The sequence below is a fragment of the Bacillus sp. FSL K6-0069 genome (assembly GCF_038007785.1).
In the GTDB taxonomy this organism is placed as follows: Bacteria; Bacillota; Bacilli; order Bacillales; family Bacillaceae_G; genus Bacillus_A; species Bacillus_A mobilis.
Genome location: NZ_JBBOXN010000001.1, coordinates 445,257 through 461,983, shown reverse-complemented (window position 1 = coordinate 461,983; position 16,727 = coordinate 445,257). Strand labels below are relative to the sequence as shown.

The window sequence follows — 16,727 nt, the reverse complement described above, 5'->3', positions numbered from 1 at the left end:
ATATTGTAGCATTATTTACCTAGTGATAAAAAGGATAAATTCTCAGTTATATGAAAACATTCATATAATTTACTTATGATGATGTAAGAAGTGGTAAATAGCACCAATCATTCCTGCGCAATTACCGTTTTGTGCAAGTTCAATCTCACAATTACTATAAATCTCTTTGTTTAAATATTTTTCTATCTCTTCTTTTACTTCTTTTAAGAACTGATTTCCTCTACCAGTAATTCCTCCACCTATAACAATCATTTCTGGATTAAAAATATAAGCAAGATTACTAATTCCAATCGCTAAATGTTTAAAGAAAACCTCAACCGCTTGCGTAACTTCTCTATCTCCTTTATCATACAGTTCGAAAATCGTTTTTCCATTCCAATCACTTTCACCTTTATATTTTCGCACAAGACGAATTAACCCTGAAATGGAAGCGACCTCTTCAAACGGCTTTCCTTCTATTAACATATTTCCCCATTCACCAGCACTAAAAGAATGTCCCCTGTATAACTCTCCATCTATAAAAATCGCTCCTCCAATACCAGTTCCAAGAGTAAGCATAATAAAATTTCTTTTTCCGTTTCCAATACCTTTCCACTTCTCACCCAAAGCTGCACAATTCACATCATTTTCAAGGCACACAGGAACTTGTAATACCTCTTGCAATCTATCGATAATAGGAATAGTCGCGTAGTTCGGAATATGCTCCACCCCTCCTGTTACAACTCCTTTATGAATATTAACAATTCCCGCAGTACTAATGCCAATTCCTGAAATCGTATGTTCATTCATTAATTGTTTGGATAGAAGAATAAGTTTTTGAATGATTTGTTCCCCACCCAAATGAATTTCTGTTGAAACTGTTTTATGCTTTCGTACTGTTCCTGTTTCTAAAACAATTCCATATTTGATTTGTGTACCACCAATATCAAATGCAATATATTCTTTCATCTGCTGTCACTTCCTCTATTGTAATGCGTGTAACATTCTCACCACTCTACTATTATAAAGAATTTACACTAACTCTTTTCTCTCTTCAGAAATACACCACCTTTTTCTATATATAGTTTTTTTTGCATAAAACTCTTTTTCCTAAGAAATATTACAAAGGGATGTATTTTAGATGGAATATTAATTTCTTAGGAGGAAAACAATGACGAAAATCTTCATTTTAGCATCAACACTCTCTTTATCTTTTTTTAGCGGTTTAAATATCGGTAATGCAGCAACGGAAAACTTCTCTCCAGCAACAAATGCAATTGTACAAAATAACGATCATTTAGCAGAAGGCAACTCAAAAGATAATAATAAACCACCAGGAAACAATGGTTCTCAGGACGATAGTGGTTCTGGCGACAACGGTTCCGGTGGTAACGGTTCTGGTGGCAACGGTTCTGGTGGCAGTGGTTCTGGTGGTAACGGTTCTGGTGGCAGTGGTTCCGGTGATAACGGTTCTGGTGGCAGTGGTTCTGGCGGCAACGGTTCTGGTGGCAACGGCTCTGGCGGTAACGGTTCTGGTGGCAGTGGTTCTGGTGGTAACGGTTCTGGTGGCAGTGGTTCCGGTGATAACGGTTCTGGTGGCAACGGCTCTGGTGGTAACGGTTCTGGTGGCAGTGGTTCTGGCGGCAACGGTTCTGGTGGCAACGGCTCTGGCGGTAACGGTTCTGGTGGCAGTGGTTCTGGTGGTAACGGTTCTGGTGGCAATGGTTCTGGCGGCAACGGCTCTGGTGGCAACGGTTCTGGTGGCAGTGGTTCTGGCGGCAATGGTTCCGGTGATAACGGTTCTGGCGGCAACGGCTCTGGTGGTAATGGTTCTGGTGGTAACGGTTCTGGTGGCAGTGGTTCTGGCGGCAGTGGTTCTGGTGATAACGGTTCTGGTGGCAATGGTTCTGGTGGTAATGGCTCCGGTGGTAATGGTTCTGGTGGCAATAGTTCTGGTGGTAATGGCTCTAGTGGCAACGGCTCTGGTGGCAACGGCTCTGGTGGCAACGGCTCTGGTGGCAACGGCTCTCAAGGTGGTAACCGTGTTAAAGGCGATAACAGTTCTCAAGGCGGCAACCGCGTTAAAGGCGATAGCAGCTCTCAGGGGGGCAACGGTTCTCAAGGTGGCAATGTAAAAGATAATGAGAAAAAACAAGGCGATAAGTTACCTAATACGGCAACACATTATCCTGCATCTATTTTAATGGGAATTTCAACATTCCTAATCGGTGTGTTACTATTTATTCGCCGTAAAAATGCAAAATAAAACACATCCTTCCATCTAAAACATACATGAAGCAAATTGTAAAACTAAAAAGGACTTTGGATTGCATTTTATTATGCAGCCCAAAGTCCTTTTCATCCTCTATCAAAAAGCGCATTAATACGCTTTTCCCCAATACACCATTTGCTTAGCTTCTTTCCCACAACAAATACATTCATCAGCTACATGCTCTTGCTCAAAAGGCATACAACGTGAAGATACTCCAACCTCTTCTTTTAGTTTCTCTTCACAAGCCAATTCTCCGCACCACATTGCCTTAATAAATCCTTGCTTTTCATCCGCTACTTTTTTCATCTCTTCGAAATTCGTCGCACTATACGTATTCTCATCGCGAAATACTTTTGCCTTATTAAATAAAGAAGTATGAATTTCCTCAAGTAATGCTGGAATACGTTCTTCTAATTGATCCATTGATATAAATTCTTTTTCTTTCGTATCTCTTCTTACAAGTACGACTTGATTCTTTTCAATATCTTTAGGGCCAACTTCTAATCGAATTGGAATGCCCTTCATTTCATACTCATTGAATTTCCAGCCTGGTGTTTTATTACTAGCATCTATTTTTACTCGTGCAACCTTTTGAATATGTTCTTGTAACTCTGTTGCTTTCGCTAAAACTCCTTCTTTATGCTGAGCAATTGGTACAATAACAACTTGCACTGGCGCGACTTTAGGAGGCATTACAAGCCCATTATTATCACTATGAACCATAATAAGTCCACCTATCATTCTTGTTGATACACCCCAAGATGTTTGGTGTACATATTGCCACTTACCGTTACGATCTAAAAACTTAATATCAAATGCTTCAGAGAAATTCGTTCCAAAGTTATGAGATGTTCCTGTTTGAAGTGCTTTCCCATCATGCATTAAGCTTTCAATCGTATAAGTCGCCTTTGCGCCCGCAAATTTTTCTTTCTCTGTTTTTTGTCCTTTAATTACTGGTATCGCTAAGTAGTCTTTACAGAAAGAAGCATATAGATTTAAAATATGTAACGTTTCAGCTTGAGATTCTTCTGCTGTTTCATGAATTGTATGACCCTCTTGCCATAAGAATTCAGTTGTACGAAGGAATGGTCGCGTTGTTTTCTCCCAACGAACTACTGAACACCACTGATTATATAGCTTTGGCAAATCATTATAGGATTGCACAATTTTTGAAAAATGTTCACAGAATAAAGTTTCAGATGTAGGGCGTACACAAAGTCTCTCCGCTAATTTTTCATCCCCGCCATGTGTCACCCACGCTACTTCAGGAGCAAACCCTTCTACATGATCCTTCTCTTTTTGCAATAAACTCTCTGGGATAAACATTGGCATATACACATTTTCATGACCAGTTGCTTTTAACTTCTCATCCATAACTTTCTGCATATTTTCCCATAAGGCATAACCGTACGGACGTAGAATCATACATCCTTTTACACTTGAATAATCAACAAGTTCTGCTTTTTTTACAATATCTGTGTACCACTGTGCAAAATCCTCTTCCATCTTCGTAATCGCTTGTACTTGTTCTTTTGCCATAGTCAGTCTTCCTCCTTTTGAAAATACAAAAAAGCCCGCGTCCCTAAATAGGGACCGAGCTTTGCCGGCGTTACCACCCTGATTCATGCACAAAAATTGCGCATGCTCTCTTTTTGATAACGGGAAATTCCCGCTGCATATGCAGAACTCAAAGGTAGGTTCCATATCGCCTTTTTAAGAATCTTTCAGCCTACTGGATTCTCTCTCTGCTAAAAAGGTTGAGCATGTACTAGTCCTTTTTCATCGTTATAACGAAATAAATTTGTTGATTATCATAATACAAATTCTTTTTTAAAACAATAGCTAATTTTCTCATTTTTATATATTCTTTTCATTTTTTGCAGTTTTATACGTAGCTTTTTCTCGTGATTTTTAAAAGTTGATGTGCAATCATACCGATAAGTGTACCAAGTAGAACGAAGAAACCAATAAATCCATATCCCATTCCTTCCCATCCACCAATCACCATCATTGTAACCGGAAAGGATGCTAAGCAAAGAAGTATTAAACTAAGTGCAAATATAATATCGAACTGTTTGTTTGGAAACCGTTTCTTTAGTAAATACGAAATAGCAAATACAAGAATAATCGTAATTCCGCCAATGATATAAAAGATACTAAATTCATCTAGCCAATCCACAGTATTCCCTCCTTCCATTCATTCCCTTATACTTAATTATATGTTTAACTTTTCTGAAAATAAATAATAAATTTTTACCTAGAAATATATTTTTATTACTAGGTATTAATAGTAATATATAAGAATAGGTTTTATATAATCAGGAGGGAACTTTATGGATAAAGCATTAACAAATCACGTCATTATTTTATCTTTCGATTGCTTATCAGCTTTAGATTTTCCTATATTACAAAAACTTCCTAATTTCCAAACATTAATAAACAAGGGCGCGATGGCGAGAAAAGTGGAACCTATTTATCCTTCTGTAACATACCCAAGTCACTCAACAATCGTTACTGGAAACTACCCTAATAAACATGGCGTAGTTAGCAATACGTTACTTCAACCTGGACGCGAGTCACCAGATTGGCATTGGTACCGAAAATCCATTAAAGGAACAACGTTATACGATGAAGCACGTAAAGCAAATTTAACGACAGCTGCCCTTCTATGGCCTGTTACCGGCAGAGCAAATATTGATTACAATTTACCTGAAATTTTTCCAAATAGACCGTGGCAAAATCAAATTTTAGTTTCATTATTTAGCGGTAGCCCGCTATATCAATTAGATTTGAATCAGCGTTTTGGTCATATAAGAAATGGTTTATCACAGCCTGAACTCGATGATTTCGTACTCGCTTCTGCTGTGCATACAATCCAAACGAAGAAGCCGAATGTCATGTTTGTACATTTCACCGATTTAGACACCCAAAGACACTATCACGGCTTTGAATCAAAAGAAACAATAGCTGCAATTCATAGACACGATGAACGGCTAGGAAAAATTATTCAAGCTTTAAAAGACAGTGGCCTATACGAAGAGAGTACAATTATCGCTCTTGGTGATCATAGCGCTTTAAGTGAAAACAAAGCCATTCAATTAAATGTACTATTCCATCAAAACGGGCTTATATCTATAAACTCAAAAGGAAAATTAATAGACTGGAAGGTCTATTGCCAAAGTTGCGACGGCTCTGCCTATGTATATGTGAAAGACAAAAATGATACAGATATCATTCGAAAAGTACAACTACTACTTGAAGAATTACTTCAAAATAAACAAAATGGTATTGAATTTATACTACATGATGAAGCTGTAAAAGACTGCGGTGCAGATGGTAATTGTTTATTTATGTTGGAAGCACAAGAAGGCTATTATTTCACTGAAAACTATACAGGAGATTTTATAAAGGAAATTACTGAAAAAGATGTTACGCCTAGTAAAAAATATACATTTGGTACGCATGGATACTCTCCAACAAAACCTAACTATGAAACAATTTTTATCGCTGCTGGGAAAGGGATAAAAAGCGGCATTACCATTCCATATATGAGGCTTATTGATGAAGGTCCGACTATCGCTAGACTACTCGGTTTACACTTAGGTGAAACAGACGGATCAATTGTAGAGGATTTACTTCAATTGTAAAGAACTGTGTATATATGTAAAAGTTATGTAAAAATCATCACTGTTTCTCTTTTTATAATTTTTATTTTTGTACACTGTTAGTAGAACAAATTTAAGGGGGAACATTATATGAAAAAAATGTCCAGACAAGAAAAAAGCTGGATATTATACGATTGGGCGAACTCGGTATATTCGCTCGTCATTACAACTGCATTATTCCCAATTTACTTTAAAGCAGCCGCAAAAGAAGCTGGACTATCTGGTGCAACTTCAACAGCATATTGGGGATATGCAAACTCGTTTGCTACACTGTTAATTTCTATACTTGCTCCTATTCTCGGCACAGTTGCTGATTATAAAGGGTTTAAAAAACGATTTTTCACATTCTTCTTCGGACTCGGCATCGTATTTACAAGTATGCTAGCAGTCGTCCCAACATCTCAGTGGTACTTATTACTAGGTTGCTATATGCTCGCACTAATCGGTTTTGCGGGAGCAAACATTTTTTATGATGCATTTTTAGTAGATGTTACCTCTAAAGATAGAATGGATCGAATTTCTACAAGAGGCTTTGCATTAGGCTATATTGGGAGCACCATTCCTTTTATCGGTTGTATCGCTCTTATTATTCTTGCTCAAAAAGGAACTATCCCTTTATCAGTCGGCATTGCTAGTCAAATTTCATTCGCAATAACAGCTCTTTGGTGGGGATTATTTACAATTCCAATGCTAAAAAACGTAGAGCAAACGCATTATATTGAACGCCATCCAAGACCGATTGCAATGAGCTTCAAACGCCTTGCTGATACTTTTAAAAATATTAAAGAATATAAAACAGTCTTTATGTTCCTAATCGCCTATTTCTTCTACATTGACGGGGTCGATACAATTATTACTATGTCTACCGCTTACGGAACAGATCTCGGTATTAGTGCAACGAATCTATTAATCATCTTATTTGTTACACAAATTGTAGCTTGTCCATTCGCTTTATTATACGGAAAATTATCAGAAACATTTACAGGGAAAAAAATGCTATATGTCGGTATTATTATTTATATCATTATCTGCACATATGCTTATTTCTTAAAAACAACACTCGATTTCTGGATTTTAGCAATGTTAGTTGCCACTTCTCAAGGTGGTATTCAAGCGCTTAGTCGTTCCTATTTTGCAAAACTAGTACCTAAAGAATCTGCAAATGAATTCTTCGGATTTTATAATATATTTGGCAAGTTCGCAGCGATTATGGGTCCAGTATTAGTCGGTGTTACGACGCAATTAACGGGAAAAACAAACGCTGGTGTCCTTAGTATTATTGTACTGTTCATTATCGGTGGATTCTTATTAACTAGAGTTCCTGAAAATAGTACATCCGTTACACCACCTAGTCCAAAAACGAAAACGCTATAAGAAAAAGATCCTCTTCATATGAGAAGAGGATCTTTTTCTTATTTTATCGATAACGTCTTACAATTAAAAATTCTACAGCCGGCTTTACAACTATCGCAGCGCATAACGCAAACAAAAGCGGTATGTTATGAAAATCAATCCATTTATTAAAACCTACCGATGCGAAAAACAAACCAAAAATTAATACAACAAGTACATAATACGTAACATTTGCACTTGTTTTTAATACATGCTTTTCTACATCTTCTTTCTCCTCCGTTGTCCCTTCCACATTATGCGATGCCAAACTTTTAAACATATAATGTAATGCGATGCTACAAATAAATAGTGCATACCAGTTTACTTGAAGTTCAATTAACCAATAATAAAGTGCAAACACTAACGTACTTATAGCCACTAATGTCGTAACTACAAGGCTTATTTTCTCTTTCCCCAACAACTATTCCCCCTACAGCTTGTACAAAAATAGTTTATCAACAGTTGTTCCTAATACTTCAGCTAAACGGAATGCTAACGCTAAGCTTGGATCATATTTATTATTCTCAATTGCATTTATCGTCTGTCTTGAAACTTTACACTTATCAGCTAATGCACCTTGTGAAATATTGTTTTCAGTGCGTAATTCATAAATTTGATTTTTCACATCTTTTCTCCTAACATGTAAAATCGTTTTTACAACATTAGTATATAGTCGGTACATTTCATTGTCAAAAGACTGCCACAAGAAAAGGGAGCAATTCTGCTCCCTTACAATGGTTATTTCGAGGCTAACGAATTTGTTAGTTCCTCTGTATTAGCGACATCTTCTTTATTTATTTTCATGCGTAGAACTGGCCCTATCGCAAATAAAATAAGTGACATTGCTATACAAAATACAGTAACTAGTGAAGTCACCTCCTTCAATCCTCCAGCTAGTGAAGTTCCGATTAACATCGCCCCCATAAACAGCGGCAAAATTGTTCCATTTACTCTTCCAATCATATTTTCTGGTACAAGTTGAATCATAAGCGTACCGACAACGATATTAACACAAGCTAAACAAATACCTGTTCCAAACCTCATGAAACTAGTAATCCAAAATGATGTAGATAGCCCTTCTACTAAAAATGATATTGCTAATATGCTCATACCGAATACAAACATCTTTTTCGGATTCACTTTTGAAGCAAAAACTGCAGCAACAATCCCACCGACTAACATACCGATTCCATCAGCTGCGGCTAAATATTGAACTGCTTCTTTTTCCATTCCAAGCCGTTCTATTACAAGAAACACTTCTAATGGATTCGTTAGTCCAACAGCTAAGCCCATAATGGTGAAAGTGATCGTAATCATACGTAAATTTTTCGTATGAAGAACGTATTTCCACCCCTCTTTTATATCATTTTTCAATGAATCTCTCGCCACTTGCTCTTGTTCCACCCATTTTGGTAAAAACGAAAGAGCAATAGCAGATAACAAAAATAAAATGATTAAGCTATATAGTGACGTAAATAAACCAAGTTGTGTGTACACAAGCGATCCTACTACTGGTCCAAAAATCAGAAATAATGACTGTAATGTTTGATTAAATGCAATCGCATTTGCTACCTGTTCTTCTTTTACGTAGCGCTTAAATATACGCGAAGATGATGGCTGAGAAAACTGACCTACAATCGCGGAAATGAGTGTTGCAAAAAATATAGCCTGCCAATAATCTAACTTTAACAACAAGACAATTCCTACAATAGACAGTACGCTTAATACATCTCCAGCAACCATTGTTCTTTTCGGATTCCAGCGATCAGCTAGCGCCCCACCGATAAACGAGAAAATAAAAATAGGTGCATATTCCATAACCGATAACAAAGAAACTGAAACTGGATCATTATTCGTTCGCTCCATTATGAAATATAAAAGAGCCATATTTCTGATCCAAATTGCAAATTGTTGTAAAATATCAGACGCCATAACGAGCATAAATGCTCGGTTTTTAAATAAAGCGTTCATTTTCATTCCCCTTTCATAAACCGACCGTTCGGTCTAGTTTTTTTGTAAGAAAAGCAACTGACTTATTATTCAGCTGCCATTCCTTTTAACAATACATCTATTGCCTTTTTATAAATACGTTGCAACTCTTTATAATCTAACTCGTAGTAAAGTACTCCAAGCCCCGATAATAATCCATTCACAATATACATAAGATCACGCGTATTATCTTCACGAAACTCTCCAGACTGTATGCCTGCTTCAATTAGTTTCTCAAACATAACATATGATTCTCTAGTTAAAGCCAATAGTTCATCCAAAATCTCTTTACTTACAACTTGGCTCATAGAGAATTCCTCTATTGCATTTGAAATGGGCTGCTGTATGTCCTCGACATGATATTCCGCGAGACCATATAGTTTTTCAGTATTCGTACTATACAACTTCTCTTTTTCATTCCATTTTTCAAGCCAATCATACGTATGCTGTTTCACTACAAATAAAAATAATTCTTCTTTACTTTTAAAGTGATAATAAATGCTTCCTTTACTTCTCTCTGTAATTTCACAAATCTCTTCCATAGATGTAGCTGCATAGCCCTTCTGTGAAAACAGACTTTCTGCTTTATAGGCAATTTCTTTCTTTATCTCTTCTGCACTTCTTCTCATATTCACACCTCTTTAAACCGACCGTTCAGTCTAATAATAACAAATTAAAAACCTCTATCGCAAGAGGCTATACTCCTTATTTAAGAAAACGTACTTTCAAACCACGTTCGAATCATATGTATGATTCCAATTTTAAATCCTAATTTAACAAGAACTACGCCTCCCGCAGCTAATAAAAATAACACTACTTTCCCCTTGTTTTTCACTTTCAGTTCCCTTTTCATTTCTATTCCCCTTAGTACGTTAAAAATATTAATCAAACGTTTGTTTAACTGTTGTTATGCATATGTAAGCCAACTAATCAAACGTTTGTTTAAAAAGAAATACGCCCGTTATAGGGCGTATTCTCATCAATCACCGCCGCCTCCGCCACCATCGCAGCTACCTCCGCTATCTCCGCCAAAAGATCCCCCACAATCATGTGATCCTCCATGCGAGCTATCATTATCAGATCCAGCAAAGAAAAATAATGGTGATGAATTGTTAGATGAATTATGAATGTTATTTTGTTTCGTAAGATTTACCTTCTTTTTGTTTGATCGAACTGCTGTTACGATCGTTCCAACTACAACAAATAATAGTATGACAATAATAAATTCCATATAAAAGCCTCCCTTAATCTTCGAATAATTGAATGGTTCTTTCTAGATTTTCAAGTGAAATGAAGCGCGATTCACGAAGGATCTCTTTTCCATTATAAAATAATAAAACTGTTGGCCCTGTAAATACTGCATATCGCCCCACAATTTCTTGCATGTCTTGTAGTAATATTTCTACTTTCTCTACGTATTCATAATTCTCTAGTACGCCATTTACTTTTCTTAGCATAACATCACAAACACCACAATTTTCCGTTTTAATAAAGAGTAGCACTAATTGTTGTTCTTCAATATATGTTGCTAATTCTTCTATCGTTTCAAATGTATTCATCTTATCCCTCTTAGCGTAATTTACGAAATACTTTACCTTGATACATACGAAAAGCTGAACTATCTTTAATCTTTCTCTTTTCCATTACCTGCTGAAAACGAAGCGTTTTTGCTGTTAACTCTTCTTGTAATTCTTTTCTCTCTGCTTCATCATAACAGCACGCAATTAAGTCTTCTATTTTTAATATATCTTTTTGTAGTTCCATTTCTGGTGGAATCATGCCCGCATTTTTTAAAATTTTATAACTCATTCTAAGTTCTGGAGGTACCATTGAAAGGTCTTCTAATTGTAGTGGTTTTCCTTTTCCCGGAATATAATCAAGGTCTCCATTCCATATTGCTTGTCGAATTTTTTCTTCAGCAATGTTCAAAAAGACATCCACACCACTCGCTCCTTTACATATTTTTACTATTATTTTACATGATATTTTCTCATCTCGCTACGCTATTACAAATTGACTTCATACAATTTTTTCTCAAATTTAATTACAAGAAGCCTTTTCCCCCCTAATCAATATTTTATTTTCATGTGTAATCCGTATTAGAGCCACTTCATATTGAGAAAGTCTTCTCGAGTCCAATAAAGCGTTTACACCAAATCTTACATTTGCTACGATTTAATCACCCCCAGCTCCCTTGTATAGACTTCGTGATGTCTGATCATTTTTTATCTAGACGTTTCATACGTCTAGATTCATTTTGGTTTATTGGCGCATGCCTTTAAATATATTTTTTATTTTGAAAGGAGAAATGACTATGAAATCAAAAAAATTCACGTTGCTATTACTATCCCTACTACTCTTCTTACCTCTTTTTCTCACAAACTTTATTACTCCAAATTCCGCATTAGCAGATTCACCAAAGCAAAGTCAAAAAATTGTTGGGTATTTTCCTTCGTGGGGCATTTACGGACGTAATTATCAAGTTGCAGACATTGATGCATCAAAGCTAACTCATTTAAACTATGCTTTCGCTGATATTTGCTGGAATGGAAAACATGGAAACCCTTCTACTCATCCCGATAATCCAAATAAACAAACGTGGAACTGTAAAGAATCTGGTGTACCACTGCAAAATAAAGAGGTCCCTAATGGCACTCTCGTACTCGGCGAACCATGGGCTGATGTCACAAAATCTTATCCAGGATCGGGTACAACTTGGGAAGATTGTGATAAATATGCCCGCTGTGGAAATTTCGGAGAACTGAAACGATTAAAAGCTAAGTACCCTCACTTAAAAACAATTATTTCAGTTGGTGGCTGGACTTGGTCTAACCGTTTTTCTGATATGGCCGCTGATGAAAAAACAAGAAAAGTATTCGCTGAATCTACAGTAGCTTTTCTTCGCGAATATGGATTTGATGGCGTGGATTTAGACTGGGAATACCCGGGTGTTGAAACGATTCCTGGTGGTAGTTATCGTCCTGAAGATAAACAAAACTTCACCCTACTCCTTCAAGATGTTCGAAATGCATTAACAAAAGCTAGTGCAGAAGATGGGAAACAATATTTACTAACAATCGCTTCAGGTGCAAGCCAACGTTATGCGGATCATACAGAGCTAAAGAAGATCTCTCAAATACTGGATTGGATTAATATTATGACATATGATTTCCACGGTGGATGGGAAGCTACTTCTAACCATAATGCAGCACTATACAAAGATCCAAATGACCCAGCAGCGGATACGAAATTTTACGTAGATGGTGCGATAGACATTTATACAAATGAAGGGGTTCCAGCGGATAAACTCGTATTAGGTGTACCTTTTTACGGACGTGGATGGAAAAGTTGCGGAAAAGAAAATAATGGGCAATACCAACCTTGTAAACCAGGTAGTGACGGAAAGCTAGCTTCTAAAGGTACTTGGGATGATTATTCTACCGGTGACACAGGTGTGTACGATTACGGTGATTTAGCAGCCAATTATGTGAATAAAAATGGTTTTGTTCGCGGATGGAACGATGTAGCGAAAGTACCTTATTTATATAATGCGACTACAGGAACGTTTATTAGTTATGATGACAATGAATCTATGAAATATAAAACAGACTATATAAAGACAAAGGGTTTAAGTGGCGCAATGTTTTGGGAACTAAGTGGGGATTGCCGTACAAGTCCAAAATATAGTTGTAGTGGACCAAAATTACTTGATACGTTGGTAAAAGAATTACTTGGTGGACCTATTACTCAAAAAGATACTGAGCCCCCAACAAACGTAAAAAATATTGCTGTTACAAATAAAAATTCAAACTCAGTTCAATTAAACTGGACTGCATCTACTGATAACGTAGGCGTTACTGAATATGAAATTACTGCCGGAGAAGAAAAATGGAGTACAACAACAAATAGTATTACAATTAAAAACTTAAAACCTAATACAGAATATACATTTTCAATATTAGCAAAGGATGCTGCTGGGAATAAATCACAGCCTACTTCCCTTCTTGTAAAAACAGATGACACTAACACAACACCTCCTGGTGGAAATGGCAATGCTACCTTTTCAGTCATTTCAAATTGGGGAAGTGGTTACAACTTCTCGATTGTAATTAAAAATAGCGGAACGACTCCTATTAAAAGCTGGAAATTAGAATTTGATTATAACGGTAATTTAACACAAGTTTGGGATTCTAAAATTAGTAGTAAAATAAATAATCATTACGTAATTACGAATGCAGGATGGAATGGTGAAATTCTTCCTGGTGGGTCTGTTACAATCGGAGGAGCAGGAACAGGGACTCCTACTGAACTTTTAAATGCATCCATTAGCGAAAACTAAACGTAACCTCCATTAATTATTTCACTAAAGTTTGAATTTAGGTTTGAGTACTCTGACCTAAATTCAAACTTTTAATTTTATGAAAAATCACAAATCTATATTACGATAACCTATTATAATTATATTTAGTTTCTAATATGAAGTTCATGTGAAGTTCATCTGAACTTTACATGAATTTCCTTTCAGTTCTATTGTCTTCTTATACTAATCACTTTATCCTTTACATATAGGAATTATTTTCATTCCACTTCAAACTATCTATATATATAAAGAAAAGATAGTCGCCTATTAGGGAAAGGCATCTAAATATAAACATAATATAAGAAAAAGCACGCTTATAAGCGCACCATAAGAGTGCTTCTTCATACAATTCTCATGTAAGAGTTCTCGAAAATCATGTTAATCACAAAGAAAAGGCATTAGCTTTTATAAGCTAATGCCTTTTCTTTATTCATATTATTCAGCGTTCCATTCTTCTATATTCCATACTTTTGTAATCCACGCTTCATAGAAAGAAGGCTCATGTGAGACAAGTAAAACTGTTCCTGTATATTGTTGTAACGCTTCCTGCAAAGACTTCTTTGTTTCTATATCCAAATGATTAGTCGGTTCATCTAAAATTAAAACATTGCTTTTCGTTACGATAAGTTCACATAAACGCACTTTCGTTTGTTCTCCGCCGCTTAATAAACGAATAGGTTTTAATACGTGCTCTTCTTTCAAGCCACACTTTGCTAATGCTTGGCGTACTTCTTTCCTTGTCATATCTGGTCGTTCTGCCCAAACTTTCTCTAATGGTGTTGTTTCTGAAGCAAACTCTTCCTGTGCAAAATAAGCTGGATTTACTCGCTCGCCAAAAGAAATTGAACCACTTAGCGGCTTTATTTGGCCTAATAACGTTTTTAACATCGTCGTTTTTCCGATTCCATTATGACCAACAATCGCTATCTTTTCTCCCTTTTTCACTTGTAAATTCAGCTCTGGACATAACGGATCACTATAACCTATCCTTAGTTTCTCAGCTTGCAATATACGACTTACTGGCTCCTCATAAACAGTAAAATCAAAACGGGATCGAGTTACATGATTGACCTTTTCAATCCTTTGCATTTTCTCTAATACTTTCTCTCGACTCTTAGCCTGTTTCGCTTTTCGAATTTTATTTTTTTGAATAAATGTTTCTAACTGAGCAATTTCTTTTTGTTGTTTCACATGCGCCGATTGTAATTGTTTCCTTTGCAATTGATAACTTTGCACAAATTTTTCATAATTTCCTACGTACCGCTTCACTTTCCGTTCTTCTAGATGATAAATAACATTCGTAATACTGTTCAAAAATACTTCGTCATGTGAAATGATCACATAAGCTTTTTCATACAGTCTCAAATACGATTGCAACCATTCTATATGAGCTGTATCTAAATAGTTTGTTGGCTCATCCAGCAATAAAACATCAGCTTTTTCTAAAAGGAGCTTCCCAAGTAATAACTTCGTTCGCTGTCCTCCACTTAACTGTGAAACATCCTTTTTCAAGCCTATTTCAAGTAAGCCTAAGCCGATTGCTACTTCTTCAATTTCAGTATGAATTTGATAGAAATTAGAACTTTCCAATATAGTTTGTAATTCTCCATACTTTACTAACAGTTTTTCTATTTCTCCTGCTCCATTCATTTCTTCAGCAATTTTTAACATTTCACACTCAATCGCATACAGATTAGAAAATGCACTTTGTAAGTATCCCTCAATTGTTATTCCTTCTTGTAAATCCATATGCTGCTGTAAAAAACCTATCTTCACATGTGGAAACCATTCAATGTTTCCGTCATCATGTATAAGTTCTCCTGTTAAAATCCTTAACAATGTTGATTTTCCAATTCCATTTTTTCCAACTAATCCAACATGCTCGCCCTTTAATAGTCGAAAACACGCATTATATAAAATGGTTTTCTCACCATACGAATGACTTAAATTTTCTACTGTTAATATACTCATTTTTTTCTCTCCTCTACTTATAGTTCATAAGCTAAATAGAGAGAACAACAGTATAAAGCCTTATTTAATTGTATATATAAAAAATGGGTAAGGTGAATACACCTTACCCATTACATATTATCGTAAAAAAGGATTAAGGTTCTTTACCTGCTGTCTTCAATTTAGCTTAATTGTTAAAAATGGGCAGACTTCTCCCGTATCAAGCTAAAACCATTTGAAGAACAGTTGATAAAGTCATTTTATCCTTTCACTCCTTTAACATTTGTTATATTAAGAGTATAAACTACTCTGTTATATTCTATTCTCTATTTTTTCTTTTGTTCCTTCTCCATTTTTTCATTTTCTGCGTAAATTTCTTTATACAACTTTTCTAATGCATATGGACTTGTAAAGATGAGCGTTAACGATTTCCACATATAAATTCTTCTTTGTAGTTCTATCCCATACTCTTTACTAACCATATTTTTCACTTCTGGAATATGTTCTTCGTTTTGAAATTGTTGTACAGATTTCAATTCCTTCGTCTTAAAATCCGTTAAAAGGCCTATTACAGTTCGTCCATGTTCCTGCGACCTTTCTTCTAAATCAAACTGAAGGGAATGAACAAAACCTAAAACGTGAAAGATTTGAGCATGCAACCCGACAGCAGCGCGCTGTTCCATTAAGTTGTAGCACTCTCGTTTTAACTCTTCTACCATTTCTAAAGAATTTCTATTAACTTTTCTTTTGCCAACAAACATAATTTTTACAATATGAGCGACTGCTCCCATACTTTTTAATACACTCTCTAAAACTTCTACCGCATCTTCCACATAACCATTTGAAATTATAGAATGAATAAATTCATCTAATAACACTTGAAATTTTTTAACTAAATGTAAATCGCGTAATTCTGGAACATCTTCTCTCAATTGATTCCTGCCTTGCACCCACTTTAAAACTTCTGTCATTTCTTCTTCTTTTAATTCATGATGTTCCATACCATACTTCATCAATAAAATATGATTTTTTAATAAGGACTTTCCTTCTTCAAGATTATCAGCTGTTAACGAATCAACTATTTGCTCTATAGATTTCATCTTTCTCCCCCTATATAAAA

Annotated in this window: 17 protein-coding genes and 1 other annotated feature; of the genes, 4 read left to right on the top strand and 13 right to left on the bottom strand. The window is 35.8% G+C overall.

The window, feature by feature from the left end; all coding sequences use genetic code 11:
• Positions 1 to 69: 69 nt before the first annotated feature.
• Positions 70 to 948: an ROK family protein gene (locus MHB74_RS02345; protein ID WP_061676702.1), complete on the bottom strand. Its 879-nt coding sequence runs from the start codon at positions 946 to 948 to the stop codon at positions 70 to 72.
• 202 nt (positions 949 to 1,150) lie between these two features.
• On the opposite strand from MHB74_RS02345, the gene MHB74_RS02340 reads away from it, so the two are divergent.
• Complete coding sequence (locus tag MHB74_RS02340; protein WP_340843795.1) at positions 1,151 to 2,245, top strand: cell wall anchor protein; 1,095 nt, start codon at positions 1,151 to 1,153, stop codon at positions 2,243 to 2,245.
• Positions 2,246 to 2,359: 114 nt separating this feature from the next.
• On the opposite strand, the gene proS is transcribed toward MHB74_RS02340, so the two are convergent.
• The gene (gene proS / locus MHB74_RS02335) at positions 2,360 to 3,790 is read right to left on the bottom strand and encodes a proline--tRNA ligase (protein WP_061676700.1); all 1,431 of its coding nucleotides are present in this window, start codon (positions 3,788 to 3,790) and stop codon (positions 2,360 to 2,362) included.
• A gap of 46 nt (positions 3,791 to 3,836) precedes the next feature.
• Positions 3,837 to 4,043, bottom strand: a binding site (T-box leader).
• Positions 4,044 to 4,136: 93 nt separating this feature from the next.
• Entirely contained in the window at positions 4,137 to 4,430 is a 294-nt protein-coding gene (locus MHB74_RS02330) for a YesK-like family protein (RefSeq protein ID WP_073518143.1), read from the bottom strand.
• Between the two features lie 154 nt (positions 4,431 to 4,584).
• Here MHB74_RS02330 and MHB74_RS02325 point away from each other — a divergent pair, with 154 nt between their 5' ends.
• Together MHB74_RS02325 and MHB74_RS02320 are read left to right on the top strand one after the other, a co-directional pair.
• Positions 4,585 to 5,898, top strand: a complete 1,314-nt coding sequence (locus tag MHB74_RS02325; protein ID WP_061676698.1) for an alkaline phosphatase family protein — start codon at positions 4,585 to 4,587, stop codon at positions 5,896 to 5,898.
• Positions 5,899 to 6,006: 108 nt separating this feature from the next.
• Positions 6,007 to 7,290 carry an MFS transporter gene (locus tag MHB74_RS02320; RefSeq protein ID WP_061676697.1) on the top strand — a complete coding sequence of 428 codons (1,284 nt, stop codon included), beginning with the start codon at positions 6,007 to 6,009 and terminating at the stop codon, positions 7,288 to 7,290.
• 43 nt (positions 7,291 to 7,333) lie between these two features.
• Here MHB74_RS02320 and MHB74_RS02315 read toward each other — a convergent pair whose 3' ends face one another.
• The 8 genes from MHB74_RS02315 to MHB74_RS02280 all read right to left on the bottom strand — a co-directional run bounded on the left by MHB74_RS02315 (position 7,334) and on the right by MHB74_RS02280 (position 11,238).
• Entirely contained in the window at positions 7,334 to 7,726 is a 393-nt protein-coding gene (locus MHB74_RS02315) for a hypothetical protein (RefSeq protein WP_061676696.1), read from the bottom strand.
• Positions 7,727 to 7,738: 12 nt separating this feature from the next.
• Positions 7,739 to 7,990 carry a helix-turn-helix transcriptional regulator gene (locus tag MHB74_RS02310; RefSeq protein WP_080119822.1) on the bottom strand — a complete coding sequence of 84 codons (252 nt, stop codon included), beginning with the start codon at positions 7,988 to 7,990 and terminating at the stop codon, positions 7,739 to 7,741.
• A 56-nt stretch (positions 7,991 to 8,046) separates the two neighbouring features.
• Positions 8,047 to 9,279 carry an MFS transporter gene (locus tag MHB74_RS02305; protein ID WP_061676695.1) on the bottom strand — a complete coding sequence of 411 codons (1,233 nt, stop codon included), beginning with the start codon at positions 9,277 to 9,279 and terminating at the stop codon, positions 8,047 to 8,049.
• Positions 9,280 to 9,344: 65 nt separating this feature from the next.
• Positions 9,345 to 9,926: a TetR/AcrR family transcriptional regulator gene (locus MHB74_RS02300; protein WP_001254436.1), complete on the bottom strand. Its 582-nt coding sequence runs from the start codon at positions 9,924 to 9,926 to the stop codon at positions 9,345 to 9,347.
• Positions 9,927 to 10,006: 80 nt separating this feature from the next.
• Positions 10,007 to 10,150, bottom strand: a complete 144-nt coding sequence (locus tag MHB74_RS02295) for a hypothetical protein (RefSeq protein WP_000817921.1) — start codon at positions 10,148 to 10,150, stop codon at positions 10,007 to 10,009.
• A 126-nt stretch (positions 10,151 to 10,276) separates the two neighbouring features.
• The gene (locus tag MHB74_RS02290; RefSeq protein WP_000394367.1) at positions 10,277 to 10,528 is read right to left on the bottom strand and encodes a hypothetical protein; all 252 of its coding nucleotides are present in this window, start codon (positions 10,526 to 10,528) and stop codon (positions 10,277 to 10,279) included.
• Between the two features lie 13 nt (positions 10,529 to 10,541).
• The gene (locus MHB74_RS02285; RefSeq protein WP_061676694.1) at positions 10,542 to 10,856 is read right to left on the bottom strand and encodes a thioredoxin family protein; all 315 of its coding nucleotides are present in this window, start codon (positions 10,854 to 10,856) and stop codon (positions 10,542 to 10,544) included.
• A gap of 10 nt (positions 10,857 to 10,866) precedes the next feature.
• The gene (locus MHB74_RS02280; protein ID WP_061676693.1) at positions 10,867 to 11,238 is read right to left on the bottom strand and encodes a DnaJ family domain-containing protein; all 372 of its coding nucleotides are present in this window, start codon (positions 11,236 to 11,238) and stop codon (positions 10,867 to 10,869) included.
• A gap of 373 nt (positions 11,239 to 11,611) precedes the next feature.
• Between MHB74_RS02280 and MHB74_RS02275 the strand changes: the two genes are divergently transcribed.
• Positions 11,612 to 13,636 (top strand): glycosyl hydrolase family 18 protein, encoded by a 2,025-nt coding sequence (locus MHB74_RS02275; RefSeq protein ID WP_061676692.1) that lies wholly within the window; start codon positions 11,612 to 11,614, stop codon positions 13,634 to 13,636.
• A 456-nt stretch (positions 13,637 to 14,092) separates the two neighbouring features.
• On the opposite strand, the gene MHB74_RS02270 is transcribed toward MHB74_RS02275, so the two are convergent.
• Positions 14,093 to 15,628 carry an ABC-F family ATP-binding cassette domain-containing protein gene (locus MHB74_RS02270; protein WP_061676691.1) on the bottom strand — a complete coding sequence of 512 codons (1,536 nt, stop codon included), beginning with the start codon at positions 15,626 to 15,628 and terminating at the stop codon, positions 14,093 to 14,095.
• Between the two features lie 305 nt (positions 15,629 to 15,933).
• On the bottom strand, positions 15,934 to 16,707 hold the full coding sequence (locus MHB74_RS02265) for a hypothetical protein (RefSeq protein WP_061676690.1): 774 nt from the start codon (positions 16,705 to 16,707) through the stop codon (positions 15,934 to 15,936).
• Positions 16,708 to 16,727: the final 20 nt, after the last annotated feature.